This is a genomic window from Neptuniibacter sp. PT8_73 (assembly GCF_047778045.1).
Classification (GTDB): Bacteria; Pseudomonadota; Gammaproteobacteria; order Pseudomonadales; family Balneatricaceae; genus Neptuniibacter.
In genome coordinates, this window is the sequence record NZ_CP180545.1 from 490,552 (window position 1) to 507,527 (window position 16,976).

General features: G+C 41.5%; 12 protein-coding genes. 8 read left to right on the forward strand and 4 right to left on the reverse strand.

What is annotated here, in order from left to right:
- Positions 1 to 51: 51 nt before the first annotated feature.
- The gene (locus ACMXYN_RS02175; protein ID WP_415893292.1) at positions 52 to 537 is read left to right on the forward strand and encodes a DUF2489 domain-containing protein; all 486 of its coding nucleotides are present in this window, start codon (positions 52 to 54) and stop codon (positions 535 to 537) included.
- Positions 538 to 540: 3 nt separating this feature from the next.
- Positions 541 to 915 (forward strand): hypothetical protein, encoded by a 375-nt coding sequence (locus ACMXYN_RS02180; protein WP_415893293.1) that lies wholly within the window; start codon positions 541 to 543, stop codon positions 913 to 915.
- On the opposite strand, the gene ACMXYN_RS02185 is transcribed toward ACMXYN_RS02180, so the two are convergent.
- The 3 genes from ACMXYN_RS02185 to ACMXYN_RS02195 are packed head-to-tail and all read right to left on the reverse strand — an operon-like array spanning position 901 to position 6,665.
- Positions 901 to 3,552, reverse strand: a complete 2,652-nt coding sequence (locus ACMXYN_RS02185; RefSeq protein ID WP_415893294.1) for an ATP-binding protein — start codon at positions 3,550 to 3,552, stop codon at positions 901 to 903. The two genes, ACMXYN_RS02180 and ACMXYN_RS02185, sit on opposite strands and share 15 nt — an antisense overlap.
- The gene (locus tag ACMXYN_RS02190) at positions 3,549 to 4,505 is read right to left on the reverse strand and encodes an ABC transporter substrate-binding protein (protein ID WP_415893295.1); all 957 of its coding nucleotides are present in this window, start codon (positions 4,503 to 4,505) and stop codon (positions 3,549 to 3,551) included. Before ACMXYN_RS02190 ends, ACMXYN_RS02185 begins: the two co-directional genes overlap by 4 nt.
- Before the next feature lie 27 nt (positions 4,506 to 4,532).
- Positions 4,533 to 6,665, reverse strand: coding sequence for a TonB-dependent receptor plug domain-containing protein (locus ACMXYN_RS02195; protein WP_415893296.1), 2,133 nt, complete (start codon positions 6,663 to 6,665; stop codon positions 4,533 to 4,535).
- A gap of 237 nt (positions 6,666 to 6,902) precedes the next feature.
- On the opposite strand from ACMXYN_RS02195, the gene ACMXYN_RS02200 reads away from it, so the two are divergent.
- The 3 genes from ACMXYN_RS02200 (at position 6,903) to ACMXYN_RS02210 (ending at position 11,314) form a co-directional block, all read left to right on the forward strand.
- Entirely contained in the window at positions 6,903 to 8,348 is a 1,446-nt protein-coding gene (locus ACMXYN_RS02200; RefSeq protein WP_415893297.1) for an ABC transporter substrate-binding protein, read from the forward strand.
- Between the two features lie 8 nt (positions 8,349 to 8,356).
- Positions 8,357 to 10,972 carry an EAL domain-containing protein gene (locus tag ACMXYN_RS02205; protein WP_415893298.1) on the forward strand — a complete coding sequence of 872 codons (2,616 nt, stop codon included), beginning with the start codon at positions 8,357 to 8,359 and terminating at the stop codon, positions 10,970 to 10,972.
- 87 nt (positions 10,973 to 11,059) lie between these two features.
- A complete protein-coding gene (locus tag ACMXYN_RS02210; protein WP_415893299.1) occupies positions 11,060 to 11,314 on the forward strand; it encodes a hypothetical protein in 255 nt (84 codons plus the stop codon).
- Here ACMXYN_RS02210 and ACMXYN_RS02215 read toward each other — a convergent pair whose 3' ends face one another.
- Positions 11,315 to 13,471 (reverse strand): EAL and GGDEF domain-containing protein, encoded by a 2,157-nt coding sequence (locus ACMXYN_RS02215; RefSeq protein ID WP_415893300.1) that lies wholly within the window; start codon positions 13,469 to 13,471, stop codon positions 11,315 to 11,317.
- A gap of 406 nt (positions 13,472 to 13,877) precedes the next feature.
- Here ACMXYN_RS02215 and ACMXYN_RS02220 point away from each other — a divergent pair, with 406 nt between their 5' ends.
- From ACMXYN_RS02220 to ACMXYN_RS02230, 3 genes are read left to right on the forward strand one after another with little or no spacing between them, the layout of a single operon-like run.
- Positions 13,878 to 15,293: a TolC family outer membrane protein gene (locus tag ACMXYN_RS02220; RefSeq protein ID WP_415893301.1), complete on the forward strand. Its 1,416-nt coding sequence runs from the start codon at positions 13,878 to 13,880 to the stop codon at positions 15,291 to 15,293.
- Positions 15,294 to 15,300: 7 nt separating this feature from the next.
- Complete coding sequence (locus tag ACMXYN_RS02225; RefSeq protein WP_415893302.1) at positions 15,301 to 16,092, forward strand: hypothetical protein; 792 nt, start codon at positions 15,301 to 15,303, stop codon at positions 16,090 to 16,092.
- Positions 16,085 to 16,972, forward strand: a complete 888-nt coding sequence (locus ACMXYN_RS02230; protein WP_415893303.1) for a hypothetical protein — start codon at positions 16,085 to 16,087, stop codon at positions 16,970 to 16,972. The genes ACMXYN_RS02225 and ACMXYN_RS02230 overlap by 8 nt, the downstream gene beginning before the upstream one ends.
- Positions 16,973 to 16,976: the final 4 nt, after the last annotated feature.

Sequence of the window (16,976 nt, forward strand, 5' to 3'; positions counted from 1 at the left end):
GTTTAATGGCTTAATCGTTTCGAATATTTATTTGTTTCTAAGGTTGTTTGTATGTCTGATTCTCTAATTTTTGCATTAATTGCGATCTGCTTAGTCATTTGTGGAGTGGCTATTTTCTTTATTAAACGTCATTACACGAAGATTAAACAGGTAAAGGCTGAGCATGCATTACAGGCTGAGAAAATCAGTAAGCGCTATAATGAGCGTAGGGCTTATTTGATTGAAAGTGTACAGGTTATCTCTAGAGCGGTAGGTAATGATGAGAAGTTAACTACGACGGAAGCGTGTATTCGCTTGTCTACTTTACTTGAATCTCTAGCGCCTCAGTTATTACAGCACGCGGATTACTCAGTAATCCATGAGGTTTATAAGCGTACTGAACATATCCCAATTAAGGAACAGTGGAAAGCGCTACCTAAACAAGCTAAGTGGTCCTTTCAAAAGGAAATGGCGCAAGTTGACTCTGAATTGGGTGATAAAGTAAAACAAGCGGCTGCTAAATTGGCTCAGTACGATTTTGATGAGAGCCTCCATTAAAGTATGGAATTTATACTCGTATTTGTCATTAGTTTTATTGTTCTGGTCGGTGTTGCCTTAGCATTTGCTTTAGGCAAACCTCCCACTTATCGTCCTTCAAGAACTGAAGTAATGACAATCCTAGTTGACCTCATGGAAAAGCGTTTAGAGGTTGCTCGCTGGGAGATGTTTTTGTCCTTACCAATTTTGCATGACCCTGAATTAGAAGAGATCAGGAAAGATTCTTTGATTGTTGCTTTTGGTGATAATGAGAACCCGCCTGCAGGGGAAGGCTTAAACGGTGCTATTTATGACCGAGAAGGGCTACAGCGTATAAGAGTCTTAGCTGTTAAGTTAGATCATTTGATTAAGTCCGAGCCTTCTTCAAAGCTCTTCTGATAGATCGTATTGCTCATTTTCAATTATTCTCTTCAGTTGCCATAACTCTTTCCATATGGTTTTGTACTCTTGTTCTATCAGAGCGTCATGCAATTTATTACCACTGACTTCTAACTCTGGGATCTGGAATAATCCTGCTAGTCCTAACAACTGGTGACTATGATTTCTCATCATCGCTATATCTTTACTTTCGAAGCCGTTCATCATTCCCTGTAGTTGCTTTTTGACCTCTTCTGATAGATCTTGCTTCCCTAAGTCATATTTCTCTATATCTGTGACTTCTTTTTGCGGAACAGGTATTAGCGCGTTATCATTTTTAGTTAATGATAGGAATTGGTTTATCGAGTGACAAAGGTCGCCATCATTAATAGGTTTTAATAGGACATGGCTTATACCAGATTCTATTAACTTTTGGTGCTCGCTGGCGATTACGTTAGCGGTCAGGGCTATAATCGGTAAGGTTGGCTGCGTAAATCTAATTTGCTTCGTTGCTTCTATTCCATCCATTTCCGGCATGTGCACATCCATCAATACCAAATCTGGTTGATGTTTTAATGTTTGCTGTAGCGCTTCGCTGCCTGTTCTTGCTTCTAGTATTTTTGCTCCAGCCTGGGTCAGGATTTTTCTCACCAATAAGCGGTTAAAGTCATTATCTTCTGCGATCAAAATGGTTGGGGTGTTAAGAATCTGTAAGGCGTTTGCAGTCTCGTATTCAGGTAGTTTGTATGAATCTGGAGATAGTGCGTTTAGAAGTAGTTGAGTCCGAGCAGGCTTGCGTAACTGTACTACACGATAGTTATTTATAATCGATACAGGAGTGCTGCTTAAGAGTATCAATCGGCCACTAGATTTTTGAATAATTTGATTAATTTGTTCAATTGTATTTTTCTGGGCATATTGCGGAGGAAGGCCCCATACGATAGTGCTTTCTGGTAGCTCAGTACTGAAGTTTAATAGTTCGGAATAGGATGAAGCCTCAATGATTCTTGTCTGCATGCTATTTAGTTGATGCTTTAAACCCTGACTGCACAGTGGGTTAGCATCAAACAAAATAATGTTTTTACTTTTGTAGGTATGCTGTGCTCTTTGGCTTTGTCGTGCAGAAAATGGGATTTTTAGTGTTACTTCTGTACCTTTGTTTTCCTCACTTGCTAATGATATAGAACCACCCATCAGTTCTGTGAGACGTTTAGCGATAACTAGCCCTAGCCCAGAACCGCCAAATTTTCTTGTTATAGATGTATCTGCTTGGCTAAATGCCTGGAATAAATTTGTAATTCTATCTTCCGGTATACCAATACCGGTGTCCTTGATAACGATTTCAAGTTCTGTCTGCACAGGATCGCTTTCACGGGTTGATACATGTAAACAGACGTACCCTGCTGACGTAAATTTAACAGCATTACTGATTAGATTTGAAAGGATTTGTCGTAACCTGATCGGATCACCAATGATGAATTTTGGTGTATCTGCTTCGATTATTGGTATAAGTTCTATGCCTTTCTCATTCGCTGTGGCTGCCTGCATTTCCATCACATCTATAACGCAGCTCTCAAACTCAAAAGATATCTCTTCTAACTCAATAGCGTTAGATTCGAGTTTTGAATAATCCAAAATATCGTCAATGATTGAGAGTAATAGATCAGAGGTTAGATTGATAATTCTGGTGTATTCTTGCTGCTCCATTTGCAGTTCGGTTTGGTCTAAGAGACGGGCAAAACCTGAAACTGATGTTAATGGCGTACGTAACTCATGGCTCATGCGAGCGAGGAATTCGTCTTTGGCTACGTTTGCTTTGTCTGCTCTTTTACGCGCTTTATCGAGAGCTTGGTTTTGTTTCTCTAGATGAACAAGTGTTGATCTTAAACGCTTAGTTGCTTTATCAACTCGACTTTCAAGTGTCTGATTTGATTCCTGTACACGTTGCGCAAGACGGTTAATACCTTGTGCGAGAGAGCGGAGTTCGCCTGTGCTGGATAGGCTGGCTCGTGTTTCTAGGTGGCCATGTTGTAGCATTTCAATCACATGGGTAAGACCTAGAATAGGGTTTGTAATCCGCTGCCCAAATCGTGATGCAATCAATAAAGTGGTCAGTAAGCCTATGATTGCTAAAATGACCCCTTTCGTTAATATCTCAAATTGCCTTAATTGTGTTGGTTTTTCTGATAAAGCGATTACGACCCAGCCAATAAATTCTGGCTCAGCCTCCTTAGCTGACGAGTCATCGGAGTCTAAGAAATCTACACCTGTAGCGACCACAGGATGTAGGAAGTAGACCTGATTGTTTTTGTATAGCGGATAACCTGCATCTTTATCTAGAGGTGGGGCTGTAGGGTTACCTTGAGCAATTACGTCAAAGGCTGGGGAAAGGAAGATTACGTCATCTACTTCCTCTGTTTTTGTTGCAGACCTGATTAAACCTTGAAGAATCTCTTTGTTTCCAATTAGTAAACCAAATTCGGCGGAGGTCGACATCATACGTGTCATTGTTTGGCCTTTTTCGATCAAGGCATCTCGGGCATCATCCAAACGTGTGTTAATAAAGTAACCGCCTAAAAGAAAAGTGATCATGCACAGCGGAAGTAAGGTGATGATCAAAACTCGCTGCCTAATACCTAATGTAAATTTACGTTTCATTGCTCCAGCTCCATCAGTTTTCGGGTTAGAGCCTCTTCTGAAGGTATTTTGATATTTAGTGAGTTAGCCGCTTTTTTATTAGTGATTACTGAAAAATATTTAGGGTGCTTTGCTTCTGGTAATCGAGAATCTGAAATCGCTTGTTGAATGGCCTCAGCTGTTTGCTTTCCTATTTGTTCTGGTGTGGAGTAGACCGCAGTCAAAGCTCCTGCTTCCACATACTTTTGTGAAAAACCAATTAAAGGAATACGCTGGCGAAATGAGATATATAGAATCCATTTCGCAGTTGTGCGGTTGAAAACCGACTTGTCTGGTAGGGACAAGAAAAGATCTGCATTGCGAATAAGTGGCTGCAATTTATGGATTGGATTGTCGCTTTCTTGTAACACGGTTGAGCTTAGCTTTAGTTGCTGCTGTTTCGCAGCTTCTTCTAATAATGGAAGATCATTCTTCGAATTAGGACCTAGTGCCGTAGCAATAGTCTTCGCGTTAGGAGCGATTAATCGAGCTAATCGAAGTTGCCGAGTATAAGGTTGATCTAGATAAACGGCTGTTATTGTTCCATTCTGAATCCGAGTCTGGTCTTTCTTTCTTGCCAGTAAAGCTTGATAAGTTAGGCGTGGAAGAAAGCTTGCGTATAGCTTTTGTGAGGGTGTAATTCGATTATAAAGTCGATCCGCTGCTCGTGAACCAACAGCAACAATATGTTGAAAGCCCTCGGTATTAAAGTTGTTATCTTCCAAATCTTGCAAGGTAACCACTTTAGTAAGTGAGGAAGTATTGGCTTGAATGCTGTCCGCAACTTTTTGGTAAGAGTCTGATGAACGGCTTAAAACAACCAGGTTATCTGCGAAAACAGGGGGGATGGACAAGATTAGAGCAAACAAAGCACTGAGCAGCGGAATAATCCGCCACTTTTTTTTGTGCAGTGTAGTAGAGCTCTTAATCAACACATCTACAATCCGTTGCAGTCTATTGGCTTAGAACGTCAGTCCCATTTGTAGGTAGGAGCGACGATCAAAAATGTTATTTGAATAGAATTCTGCATATTCTTTATCGAATAGATTCTGAACAATCAAGGAAAGTTCCAGTTCAGTATCAGTATCTAGTTGGAAGCTATTCGATAATTTCATATCTGTTCGTGTGTAATTTGTTCGACCACTGTTTTTGTCGCTGAAACCTTCTATCCATTCGACGTGATCCATGTAGTAATGCGTTAATGCTAATAAACTGTCATTAGTCGGCTTTGTTGAAAGCAAAAGTGATGCTGTATGTAAAGGAGTGCCCGAGTTGAGTGGTACTAACCTTGGGTTCGCTTCTGGGTATGCTCCGCGATTCCAAGTGCCTCGGGTTTGGTTGTAACTATAATTAAACAAAATTGTGCTTTTATGGGGTTCTAGAGATGTATGCTTAAGCTGGATTTCAGCACCTTGATTCGTCCATTTAGAGTTGTTTATCCCGATATCATAGAGACCATCGACTAGGTCAATGTTTAAAGGGTCTGGATTTATTCTTGAACTACGAATAACGGCGTTACTAATGTCTTCATAAAATATTCTAAGGTCTAAATGACTACCATGTTCTGGCCACATACGTAAAAAACCAATCTCAAATGAATCGATCTCTTCAGGTTCTAGTTTCCCTGGTATGCTTTTGTAATCGATTAATGTGCCTTTGGGAGCGAGAGGGTCTACAAAAGGGCTTAGATCTAGAATTCCTCGACGATTAGTTTCCAATAGAGAAGGCATGCGATGTGCGCGAGAAAATGCTGTTCTGATAGTGGATACATCATTCAGGGCATAATTTAGGGCTGTTCTAAATGACGTTGCTCCGCCTACAGAACTGCTTTCTTCGAACATAGCGCCTGCGTTCAGGGTGATTTTATCGGTCGCCTTGTATTGTACATTTCCGAAAAGCTGCCAGCTGTTTCCATGGACCCAATCTTTGTCTGGGTATTGCAGTAAGACGTTACTTTTTATGCGCTCATGTTTAAAGTCACTGCCTATTACGGCACTGGTATTATCATTTGGGCGAATAGTGTACAGAACCCCCACTTCATGGGTCTCTGCTGTGCCTCGTTCGGTATCTTTTGGAGCAACACCATCATTAGCTGCAAGCAATAACTCTGCTATTTCAACTGATGATAATTCTTCGATGATAGCGACTTCTTCAGCATTGAGGTTTTCAGTGTCAAGCTTCAAATAATTGTGCGTATAGCGTAGTTGCAGTTCTGACTGATTGTCTAATACTCTATTCCATCGGATATCTTGAAAATTGGATTTGTGGTCTCTAGGAGAAAAACCTGCATCGTTGAGATCAGTTTTATCCGAATCTCCTCGATATGCGTATCCGTTAGAAGCTCCTATATCAAAATGTATAGTGTCGGAGAGGTTAGGGGTTATTGAGCCTGAAAGCGTAAAGAACTTGTTATGGGCACCATCTTGATAGTAATCAATACCGTCATTTTTCTCGCTGCCTGCTGACAGTGTGTAGCTAATATTTGAGATTGTATTGGAATGACGCGCCGTATAGTTTTTTGTGCCTATCGAACCTCTTGTGACTTTTACCGTCGTTCCTGAGTCGGCTATAGGTGACTTAGTAATAATATTGATAGCGCCAATAAAAGCATTGGAACCATGTGTGGGGACGTTGGACCCTCGAACAACCTCGATATGATCAATATCGTCCATAGTTATTCCTACCGTTTCCCACACTACAGTAGATAGTAATGGGATATAAATGGAACGACCGTTGATCATGACTTCCATGCGTGATGGGAAATCGTCAGTTATACCGTGATAGGTGGCCCCCATCTTGTTAGTGTTTACATGAAATACTTGCATGCCAGGTACTAGGCGAAATAGGTCCGGAATATTTAATGCGCCAGAGGCTTCGATCATGTCTTGATCAATAATTGTAATCGCTGCAGGTGCTTCTGTTAGTTTCTGTGACAGGTGTGTCGCGGAAATTACCTGAGGAATATCAATAAATATGTCTTCTTCAGTAAATTCTGGTAATTCAGAACGATCGTTAGCTGAAACGTTTAAAGCCGCAGTAAAAACTAAGGGCGAAAGAAAATATTTAGAACGTTTCGTTATTTTGCCGTAAATCATGCGAGTACATCCTATAAAAGCATATGAACTTAGGTTTGCGAAACTAATGAGGGAGGAATAGAGCGTTGGGATTAGATTTTAAGCCCAACATACACAATAATTATTCCCATAATAATAGCTTCAATGATGAAACCATTGTTTTCCAGTATCCAACTCATTGTTAACTAATGTGGCCAAACTAAATGGATTATCTATGATAACTTTATGTGTATAGCAATTAAACCAGAGGGTTGAGAGTTGAAATCCGTTTTTAGGTCCTTTGTTTATATCTTTTCCCTTACATTAGTGTCGGTTTTATCAATTGCAGGAGAGCAAGCTGATAAAGCGATTGAAGGTGTAAAAATGCTGGTAACACAAGGCAGTATAGCATCTGACTCGGTGATTCGTTTGGTTGCAAAGCAGGGAAATGTAGCCAATTTTTTGGGGAAAAATCATAACCTTAAAAATCAATGGGAAGCGGCAACAGGTATACTAATTGATGCTAAAACAATGCCTCAGCAAGCTTCAATTGACTATATTCAGAATCATTCTGATGTCGATTTAACTGTTGCTCGAAATAGAGAATATGCTGATCTATTTCACAATAACTTGATTGTTGATCTCTCTCCTTTTATTAAACGGTTTGGTTTTGAATTAGTTGGTACTCAAAACAAAACTTTTTTAATGCCAAAAAAACAAGCTTTTTATGCGGGAACCCCTGTTGCGATCCCTGCGGATGGTGATATTGCTTTGTTATATCTCCGTCGAGATCTATTGGAAAATCCAGAGAATCAACAGTCCTATCAAGATCAGTTTAAGGAACCGCTACAAGTACCTAAAACATGGCTAGAGTATCAAAGGCAGGTGGAGTTCTTTCATCAACCAGAGTCCGAGTTTTATGGCTCTGTTGAACAGCGCGATGAGGCTTCTGCGTGGATGTTCTGGATGCCCAGATACGTTTCGCAAGCCTTTCCAAATCAATACTTATTTGATGACACTATGAAGCCATTGATCGATAGTGAAGCTGGTCATGCAGCGACTGAGAGCTATTTAGCGACTTTACCTTATTCCCCACCGGATATTCTTAATCACACCAGCAACTACACCTATACCTTGCCGATTTTTATGAGTGGTAAAGGTTATTCGACCATTATTACCTTGGCTGGGGCGAAAATTTTTAATTCCCCTCATTCTAAAGTGCGAGAGAAATATATAGCTGTATCAATGCCAGGAACTCAAGTTGGTAATATAGTTAACCGTCGTACTACGCTTATCTATGGCAATAACCTAGTGATTCCGCGTACTGCTGAGAACAAAGAGTTAGCGTTTTTATTTGCAATGTGGTTAACCGACCCTGATATATCTGAACTTGCTTTATCGGAGAAAGGAGGGTTTGCTGATCCTTACCGAGCTAATCACTTTGAGTCTGAGTCCATTCAGGCTACGTACGGTAAGCAAGTATTAGATATAGCTATTAAAGAAATTCCCGTAACTGTGCCTGCAGGGACGGGATTGCCTGGGGATAGGGAGTATATTGCTGCGCTTAATAAAAATCTGTTTCTTGCGGCGAAAGGCGAGCAGTCGGCACAAGAGGCTATGCGTTTAACAGCCCAAGAGTGGGATCAGATTACAGAACGATATGGCCGAGAGCAGCAACTTAAATATTGGCTTAAAATGAAAGCGTTATTTCCAACTGTCCATTAAGGATTATTTTGGCTCTTATTGATAGTAAAAAGCATCAGCTAACTATTCAGCGTAAATTACTTTTCGGTGTCGTTTTGATGGCACTATTTGTTGGGGTTTTATTATCTGTTGCTAAGCAAATTGCTCAGCAATCTACTCAACAGCAGCAAGATATTCAGAATCAAGCAGTAAAACCCTTGGTTCAGGTAAATTCACTTCAATCCTTAATCTATCGTATCCGAGTCACCGAAGTTAACTTGCATGTTGAGAGTGATTTCTTTGCACTTACAGCGGCATCGGAAAAATTATCGGCTGATATCCAGTTGTTTGAGCGTAATTGGCGTGCCTTTATTGATGAATTTGGCGAAGGGCATGACAGGCAGATTCGATCAATTGACGACAATTGGCAGCGATTGCAATCAACCCTTAATCAAGTTATTCAGTCTGCGGTAGATGGCAAGATAGCTGATGCTTTCCGGCTGTCTCAGTTTGAGTCTCAACCGCGATTTAATGTCATCGCAAAGGAATTAGAGATCCTTGTTACTCAGATCGAGATTTCAACTGATGGATTTATAAGCGAGGCGGTTGCAGAATTGGAGGCGCAACAACAACGTTTCTTGATGATTTCGTTTGTTGGAATGTTGGTAGCTATCATCTTAATGATTCTGTTCTCTCGCTACCTTGTTTTGCGTTTAAATCGCATGCGTGAGGCATTTTCTAGAATTGCCAATGGGGACCTTGAGCATAAAGTCGATGTGGTTGGGCATGACGAACTAACGGCTCTAGCTCGATCTTTCAATGCAATGCAGGAGAAACTCGCTGACCGACAAACAGCGTTGACTCAAGCTCGCTTATTTTTAGAAGAGCGAGTTAGAGAACGAACGAAAGAACTAAATGAGTCTAACCTTAGACTTCGTGAAGAGGTTGTTGAACGAGCGAAAATACAGCAAGAAATAAAAGTACTCTCTTTGGCCGTATCTCAAACTCCTGTCAGTATTATCATTACAGATGCCAGAGGTCTGATCGAGTATGTGAATGATGCTGTTGTTCAGGCCTCCGGCTTTGATGAAGTCGATTTGCTTGGGAAAAGTGCAATATCCCTTATTAATAAACAGCAGACTCCAGAAACTTCGTTTAATGACTTTTCTCGGGCTATCAATAGCGATAAAGAGTGGGGTGGTGAGCTGTGCTCTATGAGTCAGTCGGGTGAGAGTTGCTGGGAATCTGTTCATCTGTCTCCTGTGGCAACCAGTGGAGCGGATACCACCCATTATTTGATTATTAAGGAAGATATTACTGAGCGACGAGAGCAGGAGCAGAGACTACTGTATCAAGCTAGCTATGATGCACTGACTGAGTTACCAAACCGGACGCTTGGAATGGATCGTTTAGCGCAGGGGGTAAGTAATGCTCGCCGATTGCAGCATAAATTAGCGGTCATGTTTATCGATCTTGATGGCTTTAAAAATGTGAATGACTCTCTAGGTCATGATATTGGTGATCAGTTATTAATTATGGCGGCTTCTAGGCTGCTGAATACCGTCCGAGAATCAGATGTAGTTGCGCGATTAGGCGGGGATGAGTTTTTAATTATCATGCCAGCCATATCTGAGCAGGCTGATTGTTTCCCTGTATTGGACAAAATTAAGCATGCCTTTTCTGAAACGTTTGAGTTGGCGGGCCATAGTCTGGCGGTTACGCCTAGCATAGGGTTATCTATTTTCCCTGAAGACGGCGAGGATGGAGCTATTCTGTTACGTAATGCTGATTTGGCTATGTATCAAGCTAAAGAGGCTGGACGCAATACGTACAGATTTTTCAATCACCAGATACATGAAAACCTTACAATGCGCATGCAGGTGGAAACTCAGTTGAAGTCGGCATTGGAAGAGCAAGAGTTCTCTTTGTTCTATCAACCTATTGTTGAAGCTCAAACCAAGAAATTGGTTGGGGTCGAGGCTTTGTTACGTTGGAATAATTCGTTGTTAGGTTCAGTATCGCCAGATCAGTTTATCGGTATAGCTGAGCAGACGGGTTTGATTGTGCCAATAGGGAATTGGGTGCTAAAAACCGCGTGTGCGCAGATAGCAAAGTGGCGAGATTATGGTCTGTATGACCTGAGTTTAGCAATCAACGTATCTCCTAGGCAGTTACATGGAGAGGGATTGGGTGCTGTGATTGAGCAAGCGCTAGGGGATGCGAATCTTAATCCTGAGAGCTTAATCTTAGAGGTAACGGAAGGTCTGCTGATTAGGAACCCTGCGGAAGCTAAGCGAACGCTAGAGGCGCTTAAGGAAATAGGAATAGGTATCGCGATGGATGATTTTGGTACTGGCTATTCATCCCTCAGTAATTTAAAAAACTACCCATTTGATATATTGAAAATAGACAGAACATTTGTACGTGATATTGCTTCAGATCCCGAAGATTGTGCGCTTATTTCAGCAGCAATTAGCATGAGTAGTGGCTTGGGTTTACCTGTGGTAGCTGAGGGTGTTGAGACTGAACAGCAATTGAATATCTTAGCGGATATGAACTGTGATCGCGTGCAGGGTTACTTTTTTAGCAGGCCGTTAGCGCCAGAGGATTTCTTGCTCTGGGTCAAAGATTATCGAGGTTTAGGTGTTTCCTCGACTAATGAATGACGTCTTTTACTACTTAGTTCCGTTGGTTCGCTACCTGTGTTGACGTATATTGTGTAGTGAACGTTAATTAATTTTAGGAATAGTTATATGTGGTCTGTAGACGGACGCCAGGTTGTGCATCAGTCGGGTCTCTCTATTGAGGTGTTGGATGGTAGTTTTAGTAATCCGCTTGATCTGTCCATTAAGGGTGATAAAGGTTTTTCTGCGCCAGAACTTGCTTTAATGATTCGGGAAGGGATGGAATACGCTGCTAAAAATGGTGCCAAAGCTGCTGTTAGAGCAATCAGGCCAAAGAGTGCGGCTGATAAGCCTAAACGTCCTATCTTGAAGCTTAAAAAGTAATTATTGTTGATTGCTTATTAATTTAGTCAACTCTTCTTGCGGTAAAGGTTTGCTGTAAAAGTATCCCTGAATGAAGTTGCACGCCTTTGCCGCTAAATAGTCCCTCTGGGACTGTGATTCTACCCCCTCTGCAATGACTTTTACTCCGAGTGCATGCGCCATCGCAATGGTTGCATCTATCAAAGCTGGGGCTGTTTCATCATCTTCAAAATCTAGCATAAAACTACGATCAATTTTTAGGGTATTGAACTGGTATTGGCGAAGATAGTTTAGAGAAGAATAGCCAGTACCAAAGTCATCCATCGAGATTTGAATACCTAAATGGGCGAACTCCTCGAATGCATTTGTAATGTAGGTTTGATTGCCTAGTAGCACCCCTTCTGTGATCTCTAAATGTAAGCTGCCACCTGAGAGCTGATTTGTTTTGAGATATTTTTTGATCTTGTTGAGCAGTGTCGGTGCTTTAAATTGAAGGGGGGATAAGTTCACTGCAATTTTAAAATTGGAGTTTTGCTGTTCAGTCCAGACTTTTGTGGCCTTTAATGCTTCTTTTAATACAAAGTAACCAATCGGAATGATTAGGCCTGTTTGCTCGGCGATGGGGATAAATTCGTCGGGAGGTACGTGGCCTAAAACCGGGTTCTTCCAGCGAAGTAGGGCTTCAGCACCCATTATTAGTTCTGATTGAGTATCAATGACGGGTTGGTAGTTGAGGTAGAACTCGTTACGCGCTAAAGCTCCATGCATCTGTTCTTCTATCAGTAAACGGCGCTCTATACCGGCATTCATATCCTCGGTGAAAAAATGATAGGCATTTCGACCTTCGCTTTTGGAGTGATACATGGCGGAATCTGCATTTCGCAATAGTTGATCCGGCTGGCTTCCGTCGTCTGGATAGAGGGCGATACCAATACTGGTCGTGAGAAGAAGTTCTCGGTTTTTTACTTTAAAAACATCTCGGAAGCTTTTTAGTAAGTTTTCCGCAATGGGGCGTACCTGAAGCGCGTCTTCGAGATCGTTGATGAGAACGATAAATTCATCACCGCCCAAGCGTCCAATGGTGTCGCTAGCACGAATCATCGAGCGTAATTTATCTGCTGCTTGAATGAGTAATTCGTCTCCAAGCGCATGACCCAGCGTATCATTAACTTTCTTAAAATCGTCTAGGTCGATAAAGAGAACTGCGAGTTTTTTGTTGTTTCTCTCCGCTTCTTGGATTAAAAGATTTAATCGGTCGAGAGCTAAAAATCGATTTGGCAGTCCCGTTAAGCTATCGAAGTGTGCTTGGTGAATGATCTTTTCTTCTTGGATTTTTTGGCTGGTGATATCTTGGAGTGTTTCTATTGCTCCAATGGTTTGGCCGTCTTCATCTTGAAGAGGGGCGGCTGTGAAGTACAACCAGCGACCATCGTGCATGTTAGGGAAGTAATCTTGAGCTTCTACTGCACCAGGGATGAGTTCTGATGGCTGGAATTTATGGCCGTAGTGTTTCTCTATGTCTTTTGCTATGGCGCCATTAAGAACTAAGTCTGCCATTACTGGGCGTGGGTGATCATAAAAACCACGCCAAGAGTCTTTTGTCCCTATCACGGAGGTAGCCGGTATGCCTGTTAGTATTTCGCAGGCTTTGTTCCAGTGAGTTATAACGTGATCTTCATTGATAACGAAGCTGGCAATAGGGTTGCCAACAATCATTTGTGATAGTTGCTGCTGGGTTTTTTTAAATGCTTTTCGTGCTAAGTAAAGATCAGTGATATTGGAGGCTATGCCTCGATAACCTGAAAAATTACCATCAATATCAAATGTCGGAGCGCCACTGACGGTATAGCGTTGTAGTTGCCCTTCATCATTAAAAATGTCGTACTGAAAATCATAGAAAGGCTCATGCTGCTTACACAGAGCCTTGTGTTCCTGCATCGCCGAATAGGAATCTGGACTAATAGGCATTTCCCAACGGCAGCGACCAATAAAGTCGATTTGATTGCGGCTCATTCGGCTGATGCCAGTACCTGAGAAACTGATAAACCGAAACTCTTTATCTTGCTCCCAGAACCAATCTGACGATAGGGCCGCAAAATCATTAAGACGCTCTATCTCCTGCTGCAGCTGCGCAACCTGAACTTCGTACTCGGTTTGTTTTATGGCTTTGGTGCTCATGTGGATAGCTACTACAGTTCTGCTGTTCCAGAGTTAAATTATCACCATCAAAGTATAGATGTTGAATTGCCTTTCAAGAAGGAGGCAGGGTAATTGTATATACCTTACAGATCATTAGATACGATTTCGGGTGAGCTATTGGGGGGGGGCTTCTGGTTTACAAAGATATTGAAAATGAATAAAAACTTAACTTGTTTTCAAATATACTATAAAAATGTAGAGAAACTGTTCTTTTTGTGAACATTTTCTGCCATTTTCTAATTTGATTACCTAGAATTAGATGGTTTTGGTTGAAACTCTGAGTTTTAGAGTATTGCGTTGAAAAAAATAAGAAATCTGCATCCTGATAGAAACCGATCCTGTTGCAGAGCGGGCTTATAAAAGGGAAAAGTAAAAGGTGCCTATTATGCGTGAAAGTGTAAGAAAGATTGTTGCGGCTACATGTCTATCAGGGTGTATGGTTAGTCAGCAGGCAAATGCTGAAGATTTAATTGATGTTTATAGGCTCGCCTTGGAGAATGATCCGACATACCAAGCGGGCTTTCATGAGCATGAGGCTTCTAAAGAAATATATGCCCAAGCCAAAGCGTCTTTGCTTCCCACTCTTAAGTTTGATTATTCGCAGACAGAAACATCTCAAGATATCGTAAGTTCGGATAATGAGGTTTTTTCTAGAGGGAGCACGTCTTATCCTACTACTGAGATGACTTTGTCTCTTACTCAATCGATCTATAGCTACAGTAACTGGGCTTACTTTAAGCAAGCTAAAGAGGACGTAAAAAGAGTTGCTTCCGAACTTGAAGATGTTCGTCAGGATTTGATAATGCGGACGGCAGAAAATTACTTTTCGGCCTTACGTGAGTACGACAACTATATCTCAGTGAAGTCTGAAGTGGCTTCCTTGGAAAAGCACTATGAGTTGGTTCGTCAGCAAAGAGAAGATGGCTTAGCTCGAGTTACTGATGAGCTAGATGCTCAAGCTCGTTATATGCAAGCTAAGGCGAGAGAAGTCGAAATTCGTAACACTTTAAAAGATGCTCTTCAAAGTCTTAAGGAGATGACGGGACAGCTGCCCCAATCTTTGGTATCTCTAGGTCTGGATATGGATTTGGTTGAACCTACCCCAGCTATGCCGCAAGAGTGGGTTGAGAAAAGTCGAGATAATAATCCTAAAGTGCTAGCTAAACGTTATGCTACCGCCGTTGCCTGGCAAGAAGTCCGCCGTCAGAAAGGCGGTCATTATCCCACTTTGGATTTTGTTTTCACCCAAAATGCTCGTGAAACGGAAGGTTCACTTTTTGGAGGGGGATCAGAAGTGGATACTCAAGACATGATGGTCAAATTAACTGTACCAATTTACGCAGGTGGTGCAGTTTCATCCAAGGTTAGAGAGTCTGTTGAACTGCATAATAAAGCGCAAGATGAGCTAGAAGTTGAATGGCGTGCTACAGAGCGTGAGACATTTGCTGCGTTTGATGGCGTTGTTGGTTCTATCGCTAAAGTTGAAGCGTTGCAGCGTTCAGTGGATGCTTACGAATTAGGTGTGGATGCAAAACGTACAGCTTATGAGTCAGGTCTGACATCGAGCTTAAGTGTATTGGATGCAGAGCGTGACTTGTTCTTCGCTAGAACAGAGTTTTCTAGTGCTCGATATGACTACCTAATCAATACCTTGCGCCTTAAGCGTGCTGTTGGCCTCTTGAGTGATACTGACTTGGAGCAAGTGAATGCAATGCTTTCTGGTGAGGAGCAAGCATTTGAAATTACAGCATCGGTAATGGATAGTCGTACTTATCGTAGTTCTGAGCAAGCTCTCCGTTAGGCCTGAAATGCAGCCCCACGCTGTACTGCTCTCTGCCTTTTCATCGCTGGCAGTGCCTTTTGGTTATGAGCGTTCTTGTAAATTAACTGCAGGAACGCTCAATCAAGACCGATTTCTACTTACCCAACATAAAAACTGTTTTGGGTCCGATCCGCTGACTTCGCTGCTGGAGTTGGTGGGTGATCTTGAGATGCCTGGCGAAGGCTTGGGATGGATTCAGAGTCGATTTGATAAAGCTGAGCTTGTTCATCTTGGATATGAAGATGAGCGTGGTGAGCCTCTATGTAAGCTATATCTTGAGTATCCCTATTCTGTTGCAGAAAGTGATGGGCTAAATAGCTCCAAGGGCTTTTTGTTGCATCAGGCTATTAAATGGTATCCCAATAGTCATCGCTATTTAATTACAAACTATCGATGTTTACCGTCCTTATCTAAGGGGCATTTCTGTTCATTTGTTGAGAAATGCTTAGGTTCTTCAGGGCGAATACAGTCTGTGTGGGTTCAAGCATTATTGGAGCAGGTTTGTAAATCCGAGTTGCCAATGATGCTGGATGTATCTGAACCCGAAAGCGTTCGTAGGTCCTTTGATATCAATTTATATGATTTCTCTCTTCGAATAGGTGAGCTGACAGACCTGCTGAAAGAGCTTTTTCAATGTTTTGTAATTCCGTCTGAATCGGTGGATCTGTTTTTAGAACAAAATTACGACCGTGTTCTAGGGCATGTTTCTGGCGGCATTAACCGTATGGGTGAGCCTTTTATTACGCTGTATTTTGGAGTTGAAGAGCGCTGTGGCTAACATGAATGAGCTAGAGTCTTTTTTGAAACAGTGTGGCCCTGAAACACAGTTGCTGGATTATTGTCTTTGGCCGTACCCCCCTCTAGTTGATCCAAAAGGTAAACAACATTCTTTTAATCTTTTATTAAATAGCTTTGCTGCAACGGGCGTTGGAATTAACGGTGTTAAGCTCATAAGCGAAATACAGAATGTGATGGGTGAGGGTCAGACTGTTTGGGGGGTGAAACTTTCAGGAGGCAAGATTTGTTGGGAGCTGTATTTTTACGACTATGCACGTCTTGAAAGAAAAAATTCCTTTTCTCGTTTAAAGCAATTGATTCCCAAATCATTATCTACTGCTTTGGATATATCAGAAGATGTACCTTACTTTATGTTTTCGATCGATCTGGATATAGATGGGCTTAATGCGGGTTGTTTAAATTTAAGTGAAGCGAATATCTATATTGGAAATGACGGAAGTAATGTGTCTTCAGGTATTTGTTATCAATTGTCTGAAGAAGGCCTTTCCTTAAGCAATCTTTATTACTTCTATAACTCGGTTAAAGAGAAAGAAGATATTCTGGCAAAGATCGCAAGTTCTGTGCATTTGAATCTGCGTAAGTTAGATTTCAATAAAATTCTATTGCCAGAACTTCGTGATTGCGAAACCACCGTAGTGGCCAATAAAAAACAAAATGAAGGGATCTACTTTTCTCGTATCAAAATAGATCAGCTAATTTGGTTCTTACGGTCCATGGGTTACCCTGAAGAAATTCAGGATTATGTAACGACTTCTCGGAATGAATTGGATCATATGCTCTACGATGTAGGTATCGATTATAAAATGTTGCCTGACGGCCAGATAGAAGTTTTGAAGACAAGTTATTACGGACTTTTTTGATGCT